At 68.5% G+C, this 16,502-nt stretch carries 14 protein-coding genes, 1 tRNA gene, 1 other RNA gene and 1 pseudogene; 9 read left to right on the top strand and 8 right to left on the bottom strand.

The window, feature by feature from the left end; genetic code table 11:
* The first annotated feature begins 39 nt into the window (after positions 1-39).
* Positions 40-1,899 (top strand): 2-isopropylmalate synthase, encoded by a 1,860-nt coding sequence (gene leuA, locus AC5Y46_RS23800; RefSeq protein WP_499993432.1) that lies wholly within the window; start codon positions 40-42, stop codon positions 1,897-1,899.
* Positions 1,900-2,056: 157 nt separating this feature from the next.
* On the opposite strand, the gene AC5Y46_RS23795 is transcribed toward leuA, so the two are convergent.
* Positions 2,057-3,049, bottom strand: coding sequence for a DEDDh family exonuclease (locus AC5Y46_RS23795; RefSeq protein ID WP_499993430.1), 993 nt, complete (start codon positions 3,047-3,049; stop codon positions 2,057-2,059).
* Between the two features lie 196 nt (positions 3,050-3,245).
* Here AC5Y46_RS23795 and AC5Y46_RS23790 point away from each other — a divergent pair, with 196 nt between their 5' ends.
* Together AC5Y46_RS23790 and AC5Y46_RS23785 are read left to right on the top strand one after the other, a co-directional pair.
* The gene (locus AC5Y46_RS23790; protein ID WP_499993428.1) at positions 3,246-4,484 is read left to right on the top strand and encodes a Mur ligase family protein; all 1,239 of its coding nucleotides are present in this window, start codon (positions 3,246-3,248) and stop codon (positions 4,482-4,484) included.
* Complete coding sequence (locus AC5Y46_RS23785) at positions 4,477-5,184, top strand: type 1 glutamine amidotransferase (protein ID WP_499993427.1); 708 nt, start codon at positions 4,477-4,479, stop codon at positions 5,182-5,184. The genes AC5Y46_RS23790 and AC5Y46_RS23785 overlap by 8 nt, the downstream gene beginning before the upstream one ends.
* A 5-nt stretch (positions 5,185-5,189) precedes the next feature.
* Here AC5Y46_RS23785 and recR read toward each other — a convergent pair whose 3' ends face one another.
* Both recR and AC5Y46_RS23775 read right to left on the bottom strand, forming a co-directional pair.
* The gene (recR, locus tag AC5Y46_RS23780; protein WP_499993425.1) at positions 5,190-5,801 is read right to left on the bottom strand and encodes a recombination mediator RecR; all 612 of its coding nucleotides are present in this window, start codon (positions 5,799-5,801) and stop codon (positions 5,190-5,192) included.
* Between the two features lie 7 nt (positions 5,802-5,808).
* Positions 5,809-6,177, bottom strand: a complete 369-nt coding sequence (locus AC5Y46_RS23775; protein WP_499993424.1) for a YbaB/EbfC family nucleoid-associated protein — start codon at positions 6,175-6,177, stop codon at positions 5,809-5,811.
* Positions 6,178-6,275: 98 nt separating this feature from the next.
* Between AC5Y46_RS23775 and AC5Y46_RS23770 the strand changes: the two genes are divergently transcribed.
* Positions 6,276-7,037: an Rv3717 family N-acetylmuramoyl-L-alanine amidase gene (locus AC5Y46_RS23770; protein ID WP_499993422.1), complete on the top strand. Its 762-nt coding sequence runs from the start codon at positions 6,276-6,278 to the stop codon at positions 7,035-7,037.
* Here AC5Y46_RS23770 and AC5Y46_RS23765 read toward each other — a convergent pair.
* Positions 7,034-7,480, bottom strand: coding sequence for an SRPBCC family protein (locus tag AC5Y46_RS23765; RefSeq protein ID WP_499943290.1), 447 nt, complete (start codon positions 7,478-7,480; stop codon positions 7,034-7,036). The genes AC5Y46_RS23770 and AC5Y46_RS23765 overlap by 4 nt on opposite strands.
* Positions 7,481-7,540: 60 nt before the next feature.
* Complete coding sequence (locus tag AC5Y46_RS23760) at positions 7,541-9,316, bottom strand: DNA polymerase III subunits gamma/tau (protein ID WP_499993421.1); 1,776 nt, start codon at positions 9,314-9,316, stop codon at positions 7,541-7,543.
* A 168-nt stretch (positions 9,317-9,484) separates the two neighbouring features.
* Here AC5Y46_RS23760 and AC5Y46_RS23755 point away from each other — a divergent pair, with 168 nt between their 5' ends.
* Positions 9,485-11,773, top strand: coding sequence for a SpoIIE family protein phosphatase (locus tag AC5Y46_RS23755; RefSeq protein ID WP_499993419.1), 2,289 nt, complete (start codon positions 9,485-9,487; stop codon positions 11,771-11,773).
* Here AC5Y46_RS23755 and AC5Y46_RS23750 read toward each other — a convergent pair.
* Both AC5Y46_RS23750 and ffs read right to left on the bottom strand, forming a co-directional pair.
* Complete coding sequence (locus AC5Y46_RS23750) at positions 11,754-13,043, bottom strand: aspartate aminotransferase type Ic (RefSeq protein ID WP_499993463.1); 1,290 nt, start codon at positions 13,041-13,043, stop codon at positions 11,754-11,756. The two genes, AC5Y46_RS23755 and AC5Y46_RS23750, sit on opposite strands and share 20 nt — an antisense overlap.
* Positions 13,044-13,068: 25 nt before the next feature.
* Positions 13,069-13,163, bottom strand: an RNA gene (gene ffs, locus AC5Y46_RS23745) — signal recognition particle sRNA small type.
* A gap of 91 nt (positions 13,164-13,254) precedes the next feature.
* Here ffs and AC5Y46_RS23740 point away from each other — a divergent pair.
* A tRNA-Ser gene (locus AC5Y46_RS23740) sits at positions 13,255-13,340 on the top strand.
* A gap of 82 nt (positions 13,341-13,422) precedes the next feature.
* On the top strand, positions 13,423-14,322 hold the full coding sequence (gene lucA, locus AC5Y46_RS23735) for a lipid uptake coordinator LucA (RefSeq protein WP_499993418.1): 900 nt from the start codon (positions 13,423-13,425) through the stop codon (positions 14,320-14,322).
* Between the two features lie 222 nt (positions 14,323-14,544).
* Here the strand turns inward: lucA and AC5Y46_RS23730 are convergent, their stop codons facing one another.
* Entirely contained in the window at positions 14,545-15,285 is a 741-nt protein-coding gene (locus AC5Y46_RS23730; RefSeq protein ID WP_499993416.1) for an enoyl-CoA hydratase/isomerase family protein, read from the bottom strand.
* A gap of 112 nt (positions 15,286-15,397) precedes the next feature.
* Between AC5Y46_RS23730 and AC5Y46_RS23725 the strand changes: the two genes are divergently transcribed.
* Together AC5Y46_RS23725 and AC5Y46_RS23720 are read left to right on the top strand one after the other, a co-directional pair.
* Positions 15,398-15,883, top strand: a complete 486-nt coding sequence (locus AC5Y46_RS23725; protein ID WP_499993414.1) for a lipoprotein LpqH — start codon at positions 15,398-15,400, stop codon at positions 15,881-15,883.
* Between the two features lie 69 nt (positions 15,884-15,952).
* Positions 15,953-16,502 (top strand): annotated as a pseudogene (locus AC5Y46_RS23720) (hypothetical protein); the annotation flags it as partial.

Raw genomic sequence — 16,502 nt, 5'->3', positions numbered from 1 at the left:
GTCTGAGGTTCCTCACTCACACACCCTGGAGCACCAACCGTGACCAATCCTGATTCACCCGACGCTTACGTATCGGCGCGGACCGTCGTCAAACCCGCCGGCCCGCCCCGGCCCGGCCAGCCTTCCTGGAATCCGCAACGTGGCTCGTCGATGCCGGTCAACCGGTATCGACCGTTCGCCGACGAGGTCGAGCCCATTCGCCTGGCCGACCGAACCTGGCCCGACCGCGGCATCGAACACGCGCCGCTGTGGTGCGCGGTGGACCTGCGCGACGGCAACCAGGCGCTGATCGACCCGATGAGCCCGGCCCGCAAGCGTCGCATGTTCGACCTGCTGGTCCGGATGGGCTACAAGGAGATCGAGGTCGGCTTCCCGTCGGCCAGCCAGACCGACTTCGACTTCGTCCGCGAGATCATCGACGACGGCGCCATCCCGGACGACGTCACCATCCAGGTACTGACCCAATGCCGGCCCGAGCTGATCGAGCGGACGTTCGAAGCGTGCGACGGCGCGCCGCAGGCGATCGTGCATTTCTACAACTCGACGTCGATCCTGCAGCGCCGGGTGGTCTTCCGCGCCGACCGGGCGGCGGTGCAGGCGATCGCCACCGACGGGGCACGCAAGTGCGTCGAGGAGGCGGCGAAATATCCCGGCACCCGGTGGCGCTTCGAGTACTCACCGGAGTCCTACACCGGGACCGAGCTGGAATACGCCCGTGACGTGTGCAACGCCGTCGGCGAGATCATCGGGCCGACGCCGGACAACCCGATCATCTTCAACCTGCCGGCCACCGTGGAGATGGCCACGCCGAACGTCTACGCCGATTCAATCGAGTGGATGAGCCGCAACTTGGCGAACCGCGAGTCGGTGATCCTGAGCCTGCACCCGCACAACGACCGCGGAACCGCCGTCGCCGCAGCCGAATTGGGTTACCAGGCCGGGGCCGACCGGATCGAGGGCTGCCTGTTCGGCAACGGTGAACGCACCGGCAACGTCTGCCTGGTCACCCTCGGGCTGAACCTGTTCTCCCGCGGCGTGGACCCGCAGGTCGACTTCTCCAACATCGACGAGATCCGCCGCACCGTCGAGTACTGCAACCAGCTGCCGGTGCACGAACGCCACCCGTACGGCGGCGACCTGGTCTACACCGCGTTCTCGGGCAGTCACCAGGACGCGATCAACAAGGGCTTAGACGCGATGAAGCTGGATGCAGATGCGGCAGACGTCGATATGGACGACATGCTCTGGCAGGTGCCGTACCTGCCGATCGACCCCAAGGACGTCGGGCGCACCTACGAGGCGGTGATCCGGGTCAACTCGCAGTCCGGCAAGGGCGGGGTGGCCTACATCATGAAGGCCGACCACGGCCTGGCGTTGCCGCGACGGCTGCAGATCGAGTTCTCGCAGGTCATCCAGAAGCTGGCCGACGGCGAGGGCGGCGAGGTGTCGCCGAAGGAAATGTGGGAGGCGTTCTCCGAGGAATACCTGGCCCCGGTGCTGCCGCTGGAGCGGATCAAGCAGCGCGTCGACGCCGATGAGGAAGACACCGGCACCACCAGCATCACCGCGACCGTGAAGATCGACGGTGTCGAGACCGAGATCAGCGGGGCCGGAAATGGGCCGCTGGCCGCGTTCGTCGACGCGCTGGGCGGGGTGGGGTTCGACGTGGCGGTGCTCGACTACTCCGAGCACGCGATGAGCTCGGGCGACGATGCTCAGGCCGCGGCGTATGTGGAGGTTTCGGTGTCGATCGCGAGCGCGGCGACGCCGGACGAAGCGGGTCGGCACCCATCAGGCCCGGTGGCCGGCAAGACGGTGTGGGGCGTGGGTATCGCGCCGTCGATAACCACCGCGTCGCTGCGGGCCGTCGTGTCGGCGGTCAACCGGGCGTCCCGCTAGTTCCGAGGGCAAACCCGGCCCTGGGGGGTCGGGTCGGGCCGGGTTTGCGGTTTTGTTAGCTGGCGGGAGAGCCCCCGATCGAAATCGCTTACCGCCGGGACGGTTCGGGCTTCTCTCTTACATATGTTGAATAGCCCGGACCCGCCGCGACGAAACGTCAGAACAAAACGAACTGGTCGTCGTCGGCGGCGGCCGGGACGAACTCCTCCATGCTCCTGCCGCCCACCACGGACCCGACACAGTCCATGAACAACGCATCCGACACCACCGGCACCCCCAATTGCAGGGCGTGATAGCCCTTGCCTTGCTCGGGTGCGGGGTCGTTGCAGACCACCAACGACGTGGCACGGTCGACGTCGTCGCTGTAGGCCAGCCCGGCATTCAGGATCCGCTCGACTAGTTCGTCGTGGGTGCGCCCCACCTCGGCGGCCAGCGCCACCCGCATGCCCTGGACCAGCGGCCGGCCCGAGACGTAACGGCCCGGGTTGAGATACGGGCACGGCATCCGGGCGGCCAGCACCTTGAGCGGTCGCAGCTCGTCATGGGTCACCCGGCCGTTCGGCCAGCTGCGCCGGGTCACCGGGCGCACCGGCAGCCAGACGTCGCGGGCCCGCGCGCGTTGCAGCGCGGCGGCCAGTACACCGGTGAGCACCATCGCGTCGTCGAACGCGTCGTGCGGGCGTTCCTGGGTGACGCCCCAGTGCGCGGCCAGCGTCTCCAGCCGCAGATTCGGCACGCCGAGCTCCAGCCGCCGGGCCAACTCCACCGTGCACATCACCGAATCGACCGGCAGCTCGGCCCCGGCCATCTCGGCCTCGGCGGCCAGGAAGGAGTAGTCGAACGCGACGTTGTGCGCCACCAGTGTGCGGCCGCGCAGCACCTCGACGACGTCGTTGACGATCTCGGCGAACTGAGGCTGATCCTCCAGCATCGCGGCCGTGAGCCCGTGCACGTGCGTGGGGCCCGGGTCCACTCCGGGATTGAGCAGGCTGACCACCGACTGCTCGACCCGCCCGGCGCCGTCGAGGCCCAGCGCGGCGATGCTGATGATCCGGGCCTGACCGGGGCGAAAACCCGAGGTCTCGACGTCGATGACGGCCCATCCCGCGTCCGGCTCGCGCGCCGGGCGGCCCCAGGACATCGGGTTCATGGGTCGAGGATGGCACGTCGGGCCGACATCGCCGGGTCGCTGACGCGTCGTGTCGCCGGCCCGGAAACTTTGGTCGGCGACCCGCTGCACCCGGCGCGAAGCGCCGCGTTTGCGATCGCCTGTAAAAAACTTTGGTCGGCGACCCGCTGCACCCGGCGCGAAGCGCCGCGTTTGCGATCGCCTTTAAACTTCCCGGGTGATCACCGCCCGCGCACGCCTCGCTCTCGCCGCCGGCGCCAGCGCGCGCTGGGCGTCGCGGATCACCGGGCGCGGCGCGGGCGCCATGATCGGCGGGCTGGTCGCGATGACGCTGGACCGCTCGGTGTTGCGGCAGCTCGGCACCGGCCGGCGCACGGTCGTGATCACGGGAACCAACGGCAAGTCCACCACCACCCGGATGACGGCGGCGGCTTTGGGCACATTGGACCCAAATGAGCGAGTGGCCACCAACGCCGAGGGCGCCAACATGGACGCCGGGCTGGTGGCCGCGCTGGCCGCCGACCGCGGGGCCGGGCTGGCCGCCCTGGAAGTCGACGAGATGCACGTGCCGCACGTGTCCGACGCGGTCGAGCCGGCCGCCGTCGTGCTGCTCAACCTGTCGCGTGATCAGCTGGACCGGGTCGGTGAGATCAACGTCATCGAGCGCACCCTGCGTGCCGGGCTGGCCCGGCATCCGAACGCGGTCGTCGTCGCCAACTGCGACGACGTGCTGATGACCTCGGCCGCCTACGACAGCCCGAACGTGGTGTGGGTCGCCGCGGGCGGGTCGTGGGCCAACGACTCGGTCAGCTGCCCGCGCAGCGGCGAGGTGATTGTGCGGGAGTCCGGTCATTGGTATTCCACGGGCGCCGACTTCAAGCGGCCGAGTCCGCAGTGGTGGTTCGACGACGAGACCCTGTACGGACCCGACGGACTGACGCTGCCGATGCACCTGGCGCTGCCGGGGGCGGTGAACCGGGGCAACGCGGCCCAGGCCGTCGCCGCCGCGGTCGCGTTGGGCGCCGACCCCGCCAAGGCCGTCGTGGCGGTCGCTGGTGTCGACGAAGTGGCCGGGCGCTACCGGACGGTCCGGATCGGCGGGCATGAGGCTCGGATCCTGTTGGCCAAGAACCCCGCCGGCTGGCAGGAGGCGCTGTCGATGGTGGACAAACACGCCGACGGTGTGGTGATTGCGGTCAACGGTCAGGTGCCCGACGGCGAGGACCTGTCCTGGTTGTGGGATGTGCGGTTCGAGCACTTCGAAGAAACCCGCGTTGTTGCGGCGGGGGAACGCGGCACCGACCTGGCCGTGCGACTGGGGTACGCCGGGGTCGAGCACACGTTGGTGCACGACACGGTGGCGGCCATCGCCTCCTGCCCGCCCGGACGGGTCGAGGTCGTCGCCAACTACACCGCCTTCCTGCAGCTGAATCGGAGGTTGGCCCGCAATGGCTGAGTCCACGGTGCGGATCGGGCTGGTGCTGCCCGATGTGATGGGCACCTACGGCGACGGCGGCAACGCCGTGGTGCTGCGGCAACGGTTGCTGTTGCGCGACATCCCGGCCGAGATCGTCGAGATCACGCTCGGCGACCCGGTGCCGGACTCGCTGGATCTGTACACCCTCGGTGGCGCGGAGGACTACGCGCAGCGGCTGGCCACCCGGCACCTGATCCGCTATCCCGGCCTGCAACGGGCGGCCGAGCGCGGCGCGCCGGTGCTGGCGATCTGCGCGGCGGTGCAGGTGCTGGGGCACTGGTATGAGACGTCGTCGGGCGAACGGGTCGACGGCGTCGGGATGCTGGATGCGACGACCTCACCGCAGGACAAGCGGACCATCGGCGAGCTGGTCGCCAAGCCGCTGCTACCCGGATTGGCGCAGCAGCTGACGGGATTCGAAAACCACCGTGGCGGAACGGAATTGGGCTCCGAAGCTGCACCGCTGAGTGCGGTGGTCAAGGGCGCGGGTAACCGCGCCGGCGACGGGTGCGACGGCGTGGTGCAGGGCAGTGTGGTGGCGACCTACATGCACGGGCCGTGTCTGGCGCGAAATCCGGAGCTGGCCGATCTGCTGCTGGGCAAAGTCGTGGGTGCGCTGGCGCCGCTGGAGCTTCCCGAGGTCGATCTGTTGCGCCGGGAGCGGTTGGCCGCGCGCTGAATCCCTCACACCATCGAGCGGCGACCGGTCAGCGCGCGACCCAAGGTCAGCTCGTCGGCGAACTCCAGATCGCCGCCCATCGGCAGCCCGGACGCGATCCTCGTCACGGTCAGACCGGGGATGTCGCGCAGCATCCGCACCAGGTAGGTGGCGGTGGCCTCACCCTCGGTGTTGGGGTCGGTGGCGATGATGACCTCGGTGATGTCGACGTCGTCGACCCGCTCGCCGATGCGCGTCAGCAGTTCACGGATGCGCAGCTGTTCGGGACCGATGCCCGACAACGGGTCCAGCGCCCCGCCCAGCACGTGGTAGCGACCACGGAATTCGCGGGTGCGCTCGACGGCCTGGATGTCCTTGGGTTCCTCCACCACGCACACCAACGCGCCGTCCCGACGCGGATCGGCGCAGATCCGGCACCGCTCGTCGTCGGAGACGTTGCCGCACACCGCGCAGAACCGCACCCCGTCGCGGACCTTGCCCAACACCGCCGTCAGCCGATCGATCTCGGGCGGCTCGACCGATAGCAGGTGGAAGGCGATGCGCTGCGCGCTTTTGGGTCCGATGCCCGGCAGCTTGCCGAGCTCGTCGATCAGATCCTGAACGGGCCCTTCGAACATGCTGCAATCAGAGGCCCGGAGCGCCCGGCACACCGGGCGGCGGCGCTCCCGGCGGGCTGGGAGGCGCGGGTGGGCGCATCCCGCCGGCCAGCGCGCCCAGCCGTTCCTGGGCCATCTGGGTGACCTGCTTGGACGCGTCCCCCATCGCTCCGACGATCAGATCCTGCAGGGTCTCGATGTCGTTGGGGTCGACGACCTTGGGGTCGATCTTGACGCCGATGACCTCGCCGCTGCCTTTGACGACGACCTCGACCAGTCCCCCGCCGGCCTGACCATGCACCTCGGAGTTCGCCAGCTGCTGCTGGGCTTCGAGCAGTTTCTGCTGCATCTGCTGGGCTTGGGCCAGCAGCTGCGACATATCGCCTCCGGGTTGCATGACAGTCCCCTCGCATCTTGGTCTCGAGTTGGTTTCGCCTGCGGGTGTCGGGCGATTCGAAACATTCAGCGTAGTCCGCGCCCGGTTACCTTGGCGCAGTGGACGTACGACTGAGCCTGCGTGTCGGTATAGCCCTGCTGGTAGGAGCGGTGGTTACGGCGGTGATGCCGTCGATCCCGGCTGCCACCGCGGCGCCCGGCAGCCTGGCCGGCATGGTCGTGTTCATCGATCCGGGCCACAACGGCGCCAACGACTCGTCAATCGGCCGTCAGGTGCCTACCGGCCGGGGCGGCACCAAAGACTGTCAGGCCAGCGGCACGTCCACCAACAGCGGTTACGCCGAGCACACGTTCACCTGGGACACCGCGCTGCGGTTGCGTGCCGCGCTGAACGCCCTGGGCGTACGGACCGCGATGTCCCGCGGCAATGACAACGCGCTGGGGCCCTGCGTCGACGAACGCGCCAACATGGCCAACGCGCTGCACCCCAACGCCATCGTCAGCCTGCACGCCGACGGCGGACCGGCGTCCGGCCGCGGCTTCCACGTCAACTACTCGTCGCCGCCGCTCAACGCCGCCCAGTCCGGACCGTCGGTGCAATTCGCCCGCGTCATGCGCGACCAGCTGCAAGCCTCGGGCCTGACGCCGGCCACCTACATCGGCCAGGGCGGACTGTACGGCCGCTCGGATCTGGCCGGGCTGAACCTGGCGCAGTACCCGTCGATCCTGGTGGAACTGGGCAACATGAAGAACCCGGCGGACTCGGCGCTGATGGAGTCAGCGGAGGGCCGGCAGAAATACGCCGACGCGCTGGTCCGCGGCGTCGCCGGTTTCCTGGCCACCCAGGGTCAGGCCCGCTAGCCGGACTGACCTTCCACCGCGCCCTTGAGGTTGTCCAGCGTCTCGGACTGGATCTTCTTCAGCCCCAACGGTGCGAACGTCTTCTCGAAGAAACCCTTGACGCCACCGGCTCCGGTCCACGTGGTGGTCACGGTGACGCTGGATCCCGGCCCGGCCGGTGCCACCGTCCAATTGGTCACCAGCGACGAGTTCGCGTCCTTCTCGATGACGGTGTGGCCTGCGACGTCCACGTCCACCTGGACGTTGCGCACCCGCGATTCGGTCGCCTGCAGCCTCCACTTGGCGACCGTGCCTTTACCCTGACCGCCCTGCAACACCTCGTACTCGCTGTACTGCGCGGGAAGGATCCGCGGGCGGACATTCTCGTAGTCGGCCACCGCATTCAGCACGGCCTCGGGCTCGGCGTTGATCAGGATCGTGCTGGCTGCCCGCACCTGTCCCATCGAATGCAACTCCTCTGTCGTAGTGCTGTCGGGACCACGATATAGGGGGCCTCGGCAGGCCTAACCGTCGATGCGGCGGGCGCCCAACTCGTTCTGCAGCAGCTCCAAGGCGACTTCTTCGGGGTCGCGGCGCGGTTCCGACGGGTCGCTGCGGCCGGCCTCGGCGAGCATGCTTTCCTCCTCGTCGCGCGCCGAGGTGTCGGCTGGGGCGGCGGGCGCTACCGCCTGGGGCGTCGGCGCAATGTCGGCCGTCGCCGGCGGGCCGGTTTCACATCGCACCTTCCAGTTGACGCCCAGGGCGTCCTTGAGCGCCTCGACGATCACGTCGGCGTTGCGTTGTTCGCACAGCCGCTTGGCCAGCGGCGCCGCCTCATGGGTCAGCACCAGCGTGTCGTTCTCCACTGCAAGGACCGTGGCACCGGACAGCATGACCGCGGTGGTGCGGCTGCGTTCGCGCACCTTGTCGCGCACCGTCGGCCACATGCTGCGCACGGCGGCCGCGTTGAGTTCACCAGGTGCCGCGGTCGGCGCGGATGGGGCCGGGGTCGGGACCGGGGCAGGTTCAGGGGCGGGCTCGGGCTTGCGTGCGGGCGCCGGAGCCGCGGGGCGCTGGACCGAACGGCGCACCGGCGGCGCCGACACGGGTGCAGGTGGCGGTGCCGCCTCAGCGGCCGGGATGGAGATGGCCAACCGCGTCTCGATGCGTTCGACACGTTGCAGCAGTGCCGATTCGGCGTCCGCGGCCGAAGGCAGCAGCAGCCGCGCGCACACCACTTCCAACAGCAGCCGCGGCGCCGTCGCACCACGCATTTCACCGAGCCCGGCTTGCACCACTTCGGCGTAGCGGGTCAGGGTCGCCGGGCCGATGCGGGCCGCCTGCTCACGCATGCGCTCCAGCACGTCCTCGGGGGCGTCCACCACGCCGCGGGACACCGCGTCGGGGACCGCCTGCAGCAAGATCAGGTCGCGGAAGCGCTCCAGCAGGTCGGTGGCGAAGCGCCGGGGGTCATGACCCGCGTCGATCACCGACTCGACGGCCCCGAACAATGCCGCAGCGTCCCCGGCGCCGAGGGCGTCGACGGCGTCGTCGATCAGCGCGACGTCGGTGGCTCCCAACAGACCCAGTGCCCGCTGGTAGTTGACGTGACCGCCGTCGGAGCCGGCCACCAACTGGTCCAACACCGACAGCGTGTCCCGAGGTGAACCCCCACCGGCCCGGATGACCAGCGGGTATACCGCGTCGTCGACGACGACGTTCTCTTGCTCGCAGATCCGGGCGATCAGCCCCCGCATGGTGCGCGGCGGCAGCAGCCGGAACGGGTAGTGATGGGTGCGTGACCGGATGGTGGGCAGCACCTTCTCCGGCTCGGTGGTGGCGAAGATGAAGATGAGGTGCTCGGGCGGTTCCTCGACGATCTTGAGCAGCGCATTGAAACCGGCCGTGGTCACCATGTGCGCCTCGTCGACGATGAACACCCGGTAGCGCGACTGGGCGGGTGCGTAGAACGCACGGTCGCGCAGCTCGCGGGTGTCGTCGACGCCGCCGTGGCTGGCCGCGTCGAGTTCGACGACGTCGATGCTGCCCGGCGCGTTCGGTGCCAGCGCCTGACAGGAATCGCAGGTACCGCAGGGCGTGGCGGTGGGTCCTTCGGCGCAGTTCAGTGATCGCGCCAGGATGCGCGCCGACGACGTCTTCCCGCAGCCGCGCGGGCCGGAGAACAGGTAGGCATGGTTGATCCGGCCCGCTTCCAGGGCGACCGAAAGCGGTTCGGTGACATGCTCCTGCCCCACCACCTCGGCGAAGGTTGCCGGTCGGTATTTGCGGTAGAGGGCCACTGGAGCAGGCTACTCACGCCCGGTGACGATGCGCGCCCGGAGGGCGCGCTGAGGAGGCGGGCAATCCAGCCCACGCCCGGTGACGATGCGCGACGGGAGTCGGCTGAGCAGGATGCGCACCGACGGTTGAGAATTGGACGGCACGTCAATCCTGCGTCTATTGATGGCATGTCGAGTTGCGGCGGCGAGAGGGGGTCAGACGCGTTGGCACCCGAGGAGCCGTTTGACGACCTTGTCCCTCCCGGCACGCCCATCGACCTGGAGAACTGCGCCCGCGAACCGATCCACATCCCGGGCAGTATCCAGCCGCGGGGGGTACTGGCGGTGGTGCACGAACCCGACTTCGAGGTCCGCCAGGTCAGTGCCAATGTCGCCGAATTGCTCGGCCGCTCCGTCGAGGACGTGCTGGGCTCGCACCTGTCGGTGCTGATGGGCACCGACGAGGCCGTCCGGGTCCAGCAGACGGCATCGGCGTTCGGGGACCTGCGTCAGCGCAATCCGCTCGAATGCAACATCGACGTCGGCGGCCAGTCACGCGCATTCGACGCCATCCTGCGGCGCGAGCCCAGCGGGGTGCTCCTGGTCGAGCTCGAGATCGCCTACGGCGAGCGGCCGTTCTCGTTCCCGAACACCTATCAGGCGGTGCGCAACTCCATCGAGGAGTTGAACCGGGCCGCCACACTGACCGAGTTGTACGACACTGCGGCGCGGGCGGTTCGGGAGCTGACCGGCTTCGACCGGGTGATGGTGTACCGCTACGACGAGGATTACCACGGTGAGGTCGTCGCCGAGTCCAAGCGCGAAGACCTCAATTCTTTTCTCGGCCTGCACTATCCGGCCACCGACATCCCCACGCAGGCGCGGGCACTGTACGAGAAGAACTGGATCCGGCTCATCTCGGACGTCAACTACACACCAGCGACGCTGGTCCCTGCCGTCGACCCCGCGACCGGTCTACCACTCGACCTCACCTTCGCGACACTGCGAAGCGTTTCGCCCATCCACATCGAGTACCTGCAGAACATGGGCGTGCACGCATCGATGTCGATCTCGCTGCTACGACACGGACGACTGTGGGGACTTATCGCCTGCCATCACTACGCCGGCCCCCACCTGCCCCCGTTCGGTACCCGGGCAGCGGCGGAGTTCCTGGGTTCGACTCTGTCGCTGCGGCTCGTCGACCGTTTCGAAGACGATCAGCTGCATCAACGCCTGGCCGCGAATGCGGTGCTGAGCAAGCTCATCGCCGCCACGCTGGACGACAGCGAACCCCTCGCGGCCGCTCTGCTCGCTGCACCCAACCTGCTGGACCTGGTTCCGGCCGACGGCGTCGCTGTCAACATGCAAGGCGACCTCCGGACAAGCGGGACGGTTCCGCCACCGGAGATCGTGTCCGCAGTAGCTGCCTGGGCCCGCGGCGCGGGCGAGGACATCGCGAGCAGCGAAGCCCTGTCCCAGGAATTGATCACGGTCGAGCTCGACCCCCGCCTGCTCGCCGGGGCGCTGGCGCTCAACCTGCCCGACGGGCAGTACGCCATCTGGTTCCGCCGCGAGGTGCTGCGCTCGGTGGACTGGGGCGGCGACCCGCACAACAAGGCGATCGCGGTGACCGAGGACGACGGGGTGCGGCTCAGCCCGCGCAAGTCGTTCGACCGGTGGCGCGAGGTCGTGCGGCAGCGCAGCGAACCCTGGACGCTCAGCGAGACCGAGTCCGCCGAGGCACTGCGCCGCCACCTGGTCGAGTCGCTCTACCGCCGCGCACGCGGGGCGCTGCGCACGGCCGAGACGCTGCAGCGCAGTTTGCTGCCTGAGTCGATCCCGAAGCTGAAGGACTGGCACCTGTCGGCACATTACGAACCAGCCGCGGGCGACAACGTCGGCGGCGACTGGTACGACGCGTTCGAGTTGCGCGACGGCCGGCTGATCCTGCTGCTTGGTGACGTCGCCGGGCACGGCGTCGCCGCGGCCGGCACGATGGCGCAGCTGCGCAACGCCCTGCGTGCGCAACTGTTCGCCGGCGCCGCACCAGCGGAGGCGTTGGAGCAGCTCAACGACTTCTGCCTGCACATGCTCTCGCACGCCTTCGCGACCGTCGTCGTCGCGCGGATCGATCTCGACTCGGGGCAGGTCGAGGCCGCCTGCGCCGGTCACCTGATTCCCTTTCTGACCCATCCGGGTGCCGTCGCGGCGCCTATCCGACTGTCGCCGCCGATCGGGGTGCGCGGCGTGACGTACGCACCGAGCACATTCACCATCGAGCCCGGCCAGGGCCTGGTCTTGTACTCCGACGGGCTAGTGGAACGGCGGGGCGAGCCCATTGACGACGGTCTGGATCGGTTGGTCGCGATCCTCGGCCGGTTAGGCGACGCACCGGCGTCGCGAATCTGGTCGGCGATGGCATCGACGTCGGGGGCCACCGACGACGACGTCGCCATCGTCACCCTGCGGCGGCCCTGACTCCCAGCAGCGATTCGCTGGCCGCCAGCAACGCGCAGGTCGACAGCCCGTCGACCGCGTCCCGCAGGTCCGGCAGCGACGGGAACGACGGCGCGATCCGGATGTTCTTGTCCTCGGGATCCTTGCGGTACGGGAAGGACGCGCCCGCCTCGGTCACCGCGATGCCGGCGTCCTTGGCCAGCGCGACAGTTCGGCGGGCCGTGCCGGGCAAGACGTCCAGGCTGATGAAGTAGCCGCCCTTGGGATCCGACCAGGACGCGATCTTGGACTCACCGAGCCGTTGTTCGAGGATCTCGGCGGCCAGCGCGAATTTCGGCGCCAAGATCTGCTGGTGACGCAGCATGTGCAGGCGCACCCCGTCCGCGTCGCCGAAGAAGCGCAGATGCCGCAGTTGGTTCACCTTGTCCGGGCCGATCGACTTCTTCGCGGCGTACTGCAGGTACCAGGCGATATTGCCCAGCGACCCGCCGAAGAAGCTGACCCCGGCTCCGGCGAAGGTGATCTTCGAGGTGGAGGCGAAGATGTAAGGCCGATTGGGGTTGCCGGCCTTGGTGGCCAGGCCGAGAACGTCGACTTGACGGATGAAGTCGTGGGTGAGGGTGTGCACCGCGTAGGCGTTGTCCCAGAACAGCCGGAAGTCGGGGGCAGCCGTCTGCATCTGCACCAGGCGGCGCACGGATTCCCACGAGTAGGTGATCCCGGTGGGATTGCCGAACACCGGAACCGTCCACATCCCCTTGATCGCCGGGTCAACGGCGACCAGCTCTTCGATCAGGTCGACATCCGGACCGTCTTCGAGCATCGGGATCGGGATCATCTCGATGCCCAACGTCTCGGTGATCGCGAAGTGACGGTCGTAACCGGGCACCGGGCACAGGAACTTGACGGCCGGTTCCTTGATCCACGGCTGCGGCGAGTCCACGCCGCCGTGCAGCATCGAGAACGCGACGACGTCGTGCATGAACTCCAGGCTGGCGTTGTTACCGGCGATCAAGTTCTGCACCGGCACGCCGAGCAGTTCGGCGAAGATTCCCCGCAGCCCGGGCAGTCCGTGCAGTCCGCCGTAGTTACGGGTGTCGGTGCCCTCTGGGTCCTTGAAGACGTCGCCGGGCAAGCTCAACAGCTGGTTGGACAGGTCGAGCTGCTCCGGGGACGGTTTGCCCCGGGTGAGGTCCAGGGAGAGCTTCTTGGCCTGCAGCGCCGCGTAGTCCTGCTGGTGTTGGGCGTGCACGCCGGACAGGTCTTCAGGGCTGAGGGAAGCCAGCGACACCATGCGGCCCTTTCGCCGTCGTGACATGAGGGGACCCCGCGCACCCGACAGAGCCCATTGACCCTTGCTGCCTTCCGGCCCTGGGGGAGTTCACAGGATAGACGCCGCGCGGGGTCCACCGGCGAGTGTAATACCCGGCCCCGGGCCCGCTTTTGCCGACTCGGCGGCGGTCGCAGGACACTGGGCTCGTTTCAGCGGCTACCATGACCACGGAGGATTCGCCTAGTGGCCTATGGCGCTCGCCTGGAACGCGGGTTGGGTTAACAGCCCTCGCGGGTTCAAATCCCGCATCCTCCGCTGTATGGTCTGCCGAGTGACCAGGGCGGACATCCATCCTGGTCACCCGTCGGCAGCGCGAGTTGATTGCTTGAGGAGGGGTATGGGGCGCAAAGTCGCCATGCTTTGGCACGCGTCGTTCTCGATCGGCGCCGGCGTCCTCTTCTTCTCCTTCGTACTGCCCCGGTGGCACGAACTCGTCGGCGACACGTCACACGGGCTGGGGACGACGCTTCGGATCGTGACCGGTGCGCTGATCGGCTTGGCCGCTCTGCCGGTGGTCTTCACCCTGTTGCGCACCCGTAAGCCCGAACTCGCCACTCCGCGGCTGGCACTGTCCATCCGGACCTGGTCGATCGTGGCTCATGTGCTGTCCGGGGTGCTGATCATCGGTACGGCGATCAGCGAGATCTGGTTCAACCTCGACAAAGCGGGCCAGTGGTTGTTCGCGATCTACGGGGCCGCCGCCGCGATCGGGGTGCTGGGCTTCTTCGCGTTCTATCTGTCGTTTGCCGCGGAACTGCCGCCGCCACCGCCGAAGCCGATCAAGCCTAAGAAGGAAAAGAAGCGTCGCACCCGCGGGAAGCAGGCCGCCGAGGACGACGTCGACGAGGACATCGACGAAGAGACCGAGGACGAGGACGAGGACGAGGTCGACGAGACCGAGGACGTCGAAGCCGACGCCGAGACGGTCCAGGCGGCGACAGCCGAAGCCCCGACGGTCGAGGCACCCGCCAAAATCAGCCTGGACAAGGACGAGCCGGCAGCGACCGAGGCCGACGAGGTTAAGGACGAGGTCCCCGCGGCCTCTGAGGTCCCCGCGGCCTCTGAGGGCTCCAAGTTCTCCAAGGTCTCTGAGGTCGAGGACGACGCGGCCGACGAGACCATCGAAGCGCCGGTCCCCGAAACCGCACAGCCGCGACTGCGCAACCGCCGCCCGACGGGCAAGACCTCGCATCGCCGTCGCCGCACCCGGGGTGGGGTCGCGGTCGAGGACCAGTGACGATCGCGAGCGCGGCGTAGCCGGGCAAAGCGGGTCGTCACCAGCAAGACCCGCGACGATCGCAAGCGCGGCGTAGCCGGGCGAAGCGGGTCGTCACCAGCAAGACCCGCGACGATCGCAAGCGCGGCGTAGCCGGGCGAAGCGGGTCGTCACCAGCAAGACCCGTGACGATCGCGAGCGCGGCGTAGCCGGGCGAAGCGGGTCGTCACCCGTGCTTAGGCCTCAGCGGCGCCGCAGCCGCTCGACGTAGTCGGCGACACCCTGCTGGGTCTGGTCGGCGGCCCACACCCGGCGCACCTCCCGGTCGACCTCGGCGCCCGCTTCGATGCGCGCCAGAGTCGGTGCCCGCAGCTGCTCCTTGGTGTGGCGATAGGCGACCGCTGGGATCTCGCTGAGGTCCTTGGCCTCGGCGACCGCGGCATCCAGGAGGTTTTCGGCTACCACGCGGTGGGCCAATCCCCGGGCGACGGCGTCCTCGCCGCGGTAGCTACGCCCACTGAGCAGGACCTCCTCGGCGCGGTCGCCACACGCGTAGCGCATCACCTCGAGCGCGGCGACCGGGAACGGCACACCGACCCGGACTTCGGCGGCTCCGATCTGAGCGGCAGGGTCGGCCAGGCGCCAGTCACAGGCGCAGGCCAGCACGCACCCACCGGCTATTGCGGCACCGTTTATCGCTGCCACCGTCGGCCCGGGATACCTGAACACCGCCTCGAACAGATCCGACAAGGCCGGAACCAATTGGTCGGTGTAGGCGGCCCCGCCCTCGACGAGCCGGTTCAGGTCGACCCCGGCCGAGAACACCCGGCCGGCGCCGGTGATGACCAACGCGGCGCCACCCGAACGTTCCTGCTCCCGCACGGTCTGGGTCAGCTCGCCGAGGAATTCGACGTCGAGCGCGTTGACCCGTCCCGACGCGAGGGTCACGACCTGCACCGATCCCACAGCTTCGATCTCGATCACAGGGCTACTCCACCACAACCCGCTCGATTACTTGGGATCGGTAGCGACGTGGGCGATCTGTACTTCTCCCATGACGCCGCCAACGGGGCGGCGCATGACGGAAGGAAGTCCGATGAAACGTGTTATCGCGGCTGCGATTGGCGCCCTTGGCTGCGCATCGGTGTTGGTGGGGTGCTCCAGCTGCGGCCACACGGCCAACCCGGCGTCCAACGCACCGGCAAGCGTCTCGACCGGCGGCGGTAAGACCGAGGTCAAGGTGGGCGGCACCGACCTCGCCGGCCTGGATCCGGCTTCGGTGACGTGCGTCAAGCAGGCCGGAAAGATCAACATCGGCAGCGGCTCGACCGGCGGCCCGCAGCAGGCGCTGGCGGTTGTGATGACCGACGCCAACCCGCCGACGGTGGACTCGCTGGCCATGGTCGTCGACGGCAACGCCCTGTCGGTCGCCGACAATATGGGAGCCAAGGTCGGTTCGGCCAAGGTCGCGGTGGACGGCAAGACCTACACCATCACCGGTCAGGCGCAGGGCGCCGACCTGAAGAACCCGATGGCCGGGATGATCACCAAGGACTTCAGCATCAAGGTGACGTGCGGTTAGGAACAGCGGTTCGGGGCGGCGGGCATGCAACGCATGTCCGCCGTTCCGGCCTGGACTTATGATTCAGCCGTGTCGATCCGCGACGACCTGGTGCGCGCGCGTCACCTGGCGTGCGGCGCCGAGGAGGACACGGCCCGCGACTTGTTGTTGTCGTTGATGCCCAGGATCGAGCAGGAAGACCGAGACGACCTGCTGTTGGAAGTGTTCGCCCAGCTCGGCGAGATCTACCTGGTCCGTGGCGCGAATGACGGAGTGCGCGAATGCATTCGGCGCATCGAAGAACCGTTGGCGATCTACCGCGGCATCCTGGCCGGCACCATGCCGGAGGCAGCGGCTCAGGTGACTATGTCGCACACCGAGATCGCCCACATGATCCGGCGCTACTCCCGGCGCGCGCAGTTCCTGCGCACGGGTTTGGCTGCGGCGCAGGGTGACCACGAGGGCGCCGCAACCGCCCTGGCTGCACTGACCGACTCCGACGAGACCTTCGCAGACGAGCATGCACAACTGATCTGCTTCGCCCGCACGCTGTGCGCGACCGCCCTGCTCGACGACGATCTGCACGTGCGATCGGTACCGCTCTGGGAGCAGGTGGTCACCTACCTGATGGCGAGCAGAC

Source organism: Mycobacterium sp. NGS59 (assembly GCF_059812345.1).
The sequence above is the reverse complement of the archived record's forward strand: the minus strand, read 5'-3'. Positions and strand labels throughout refer to the sequence as shown.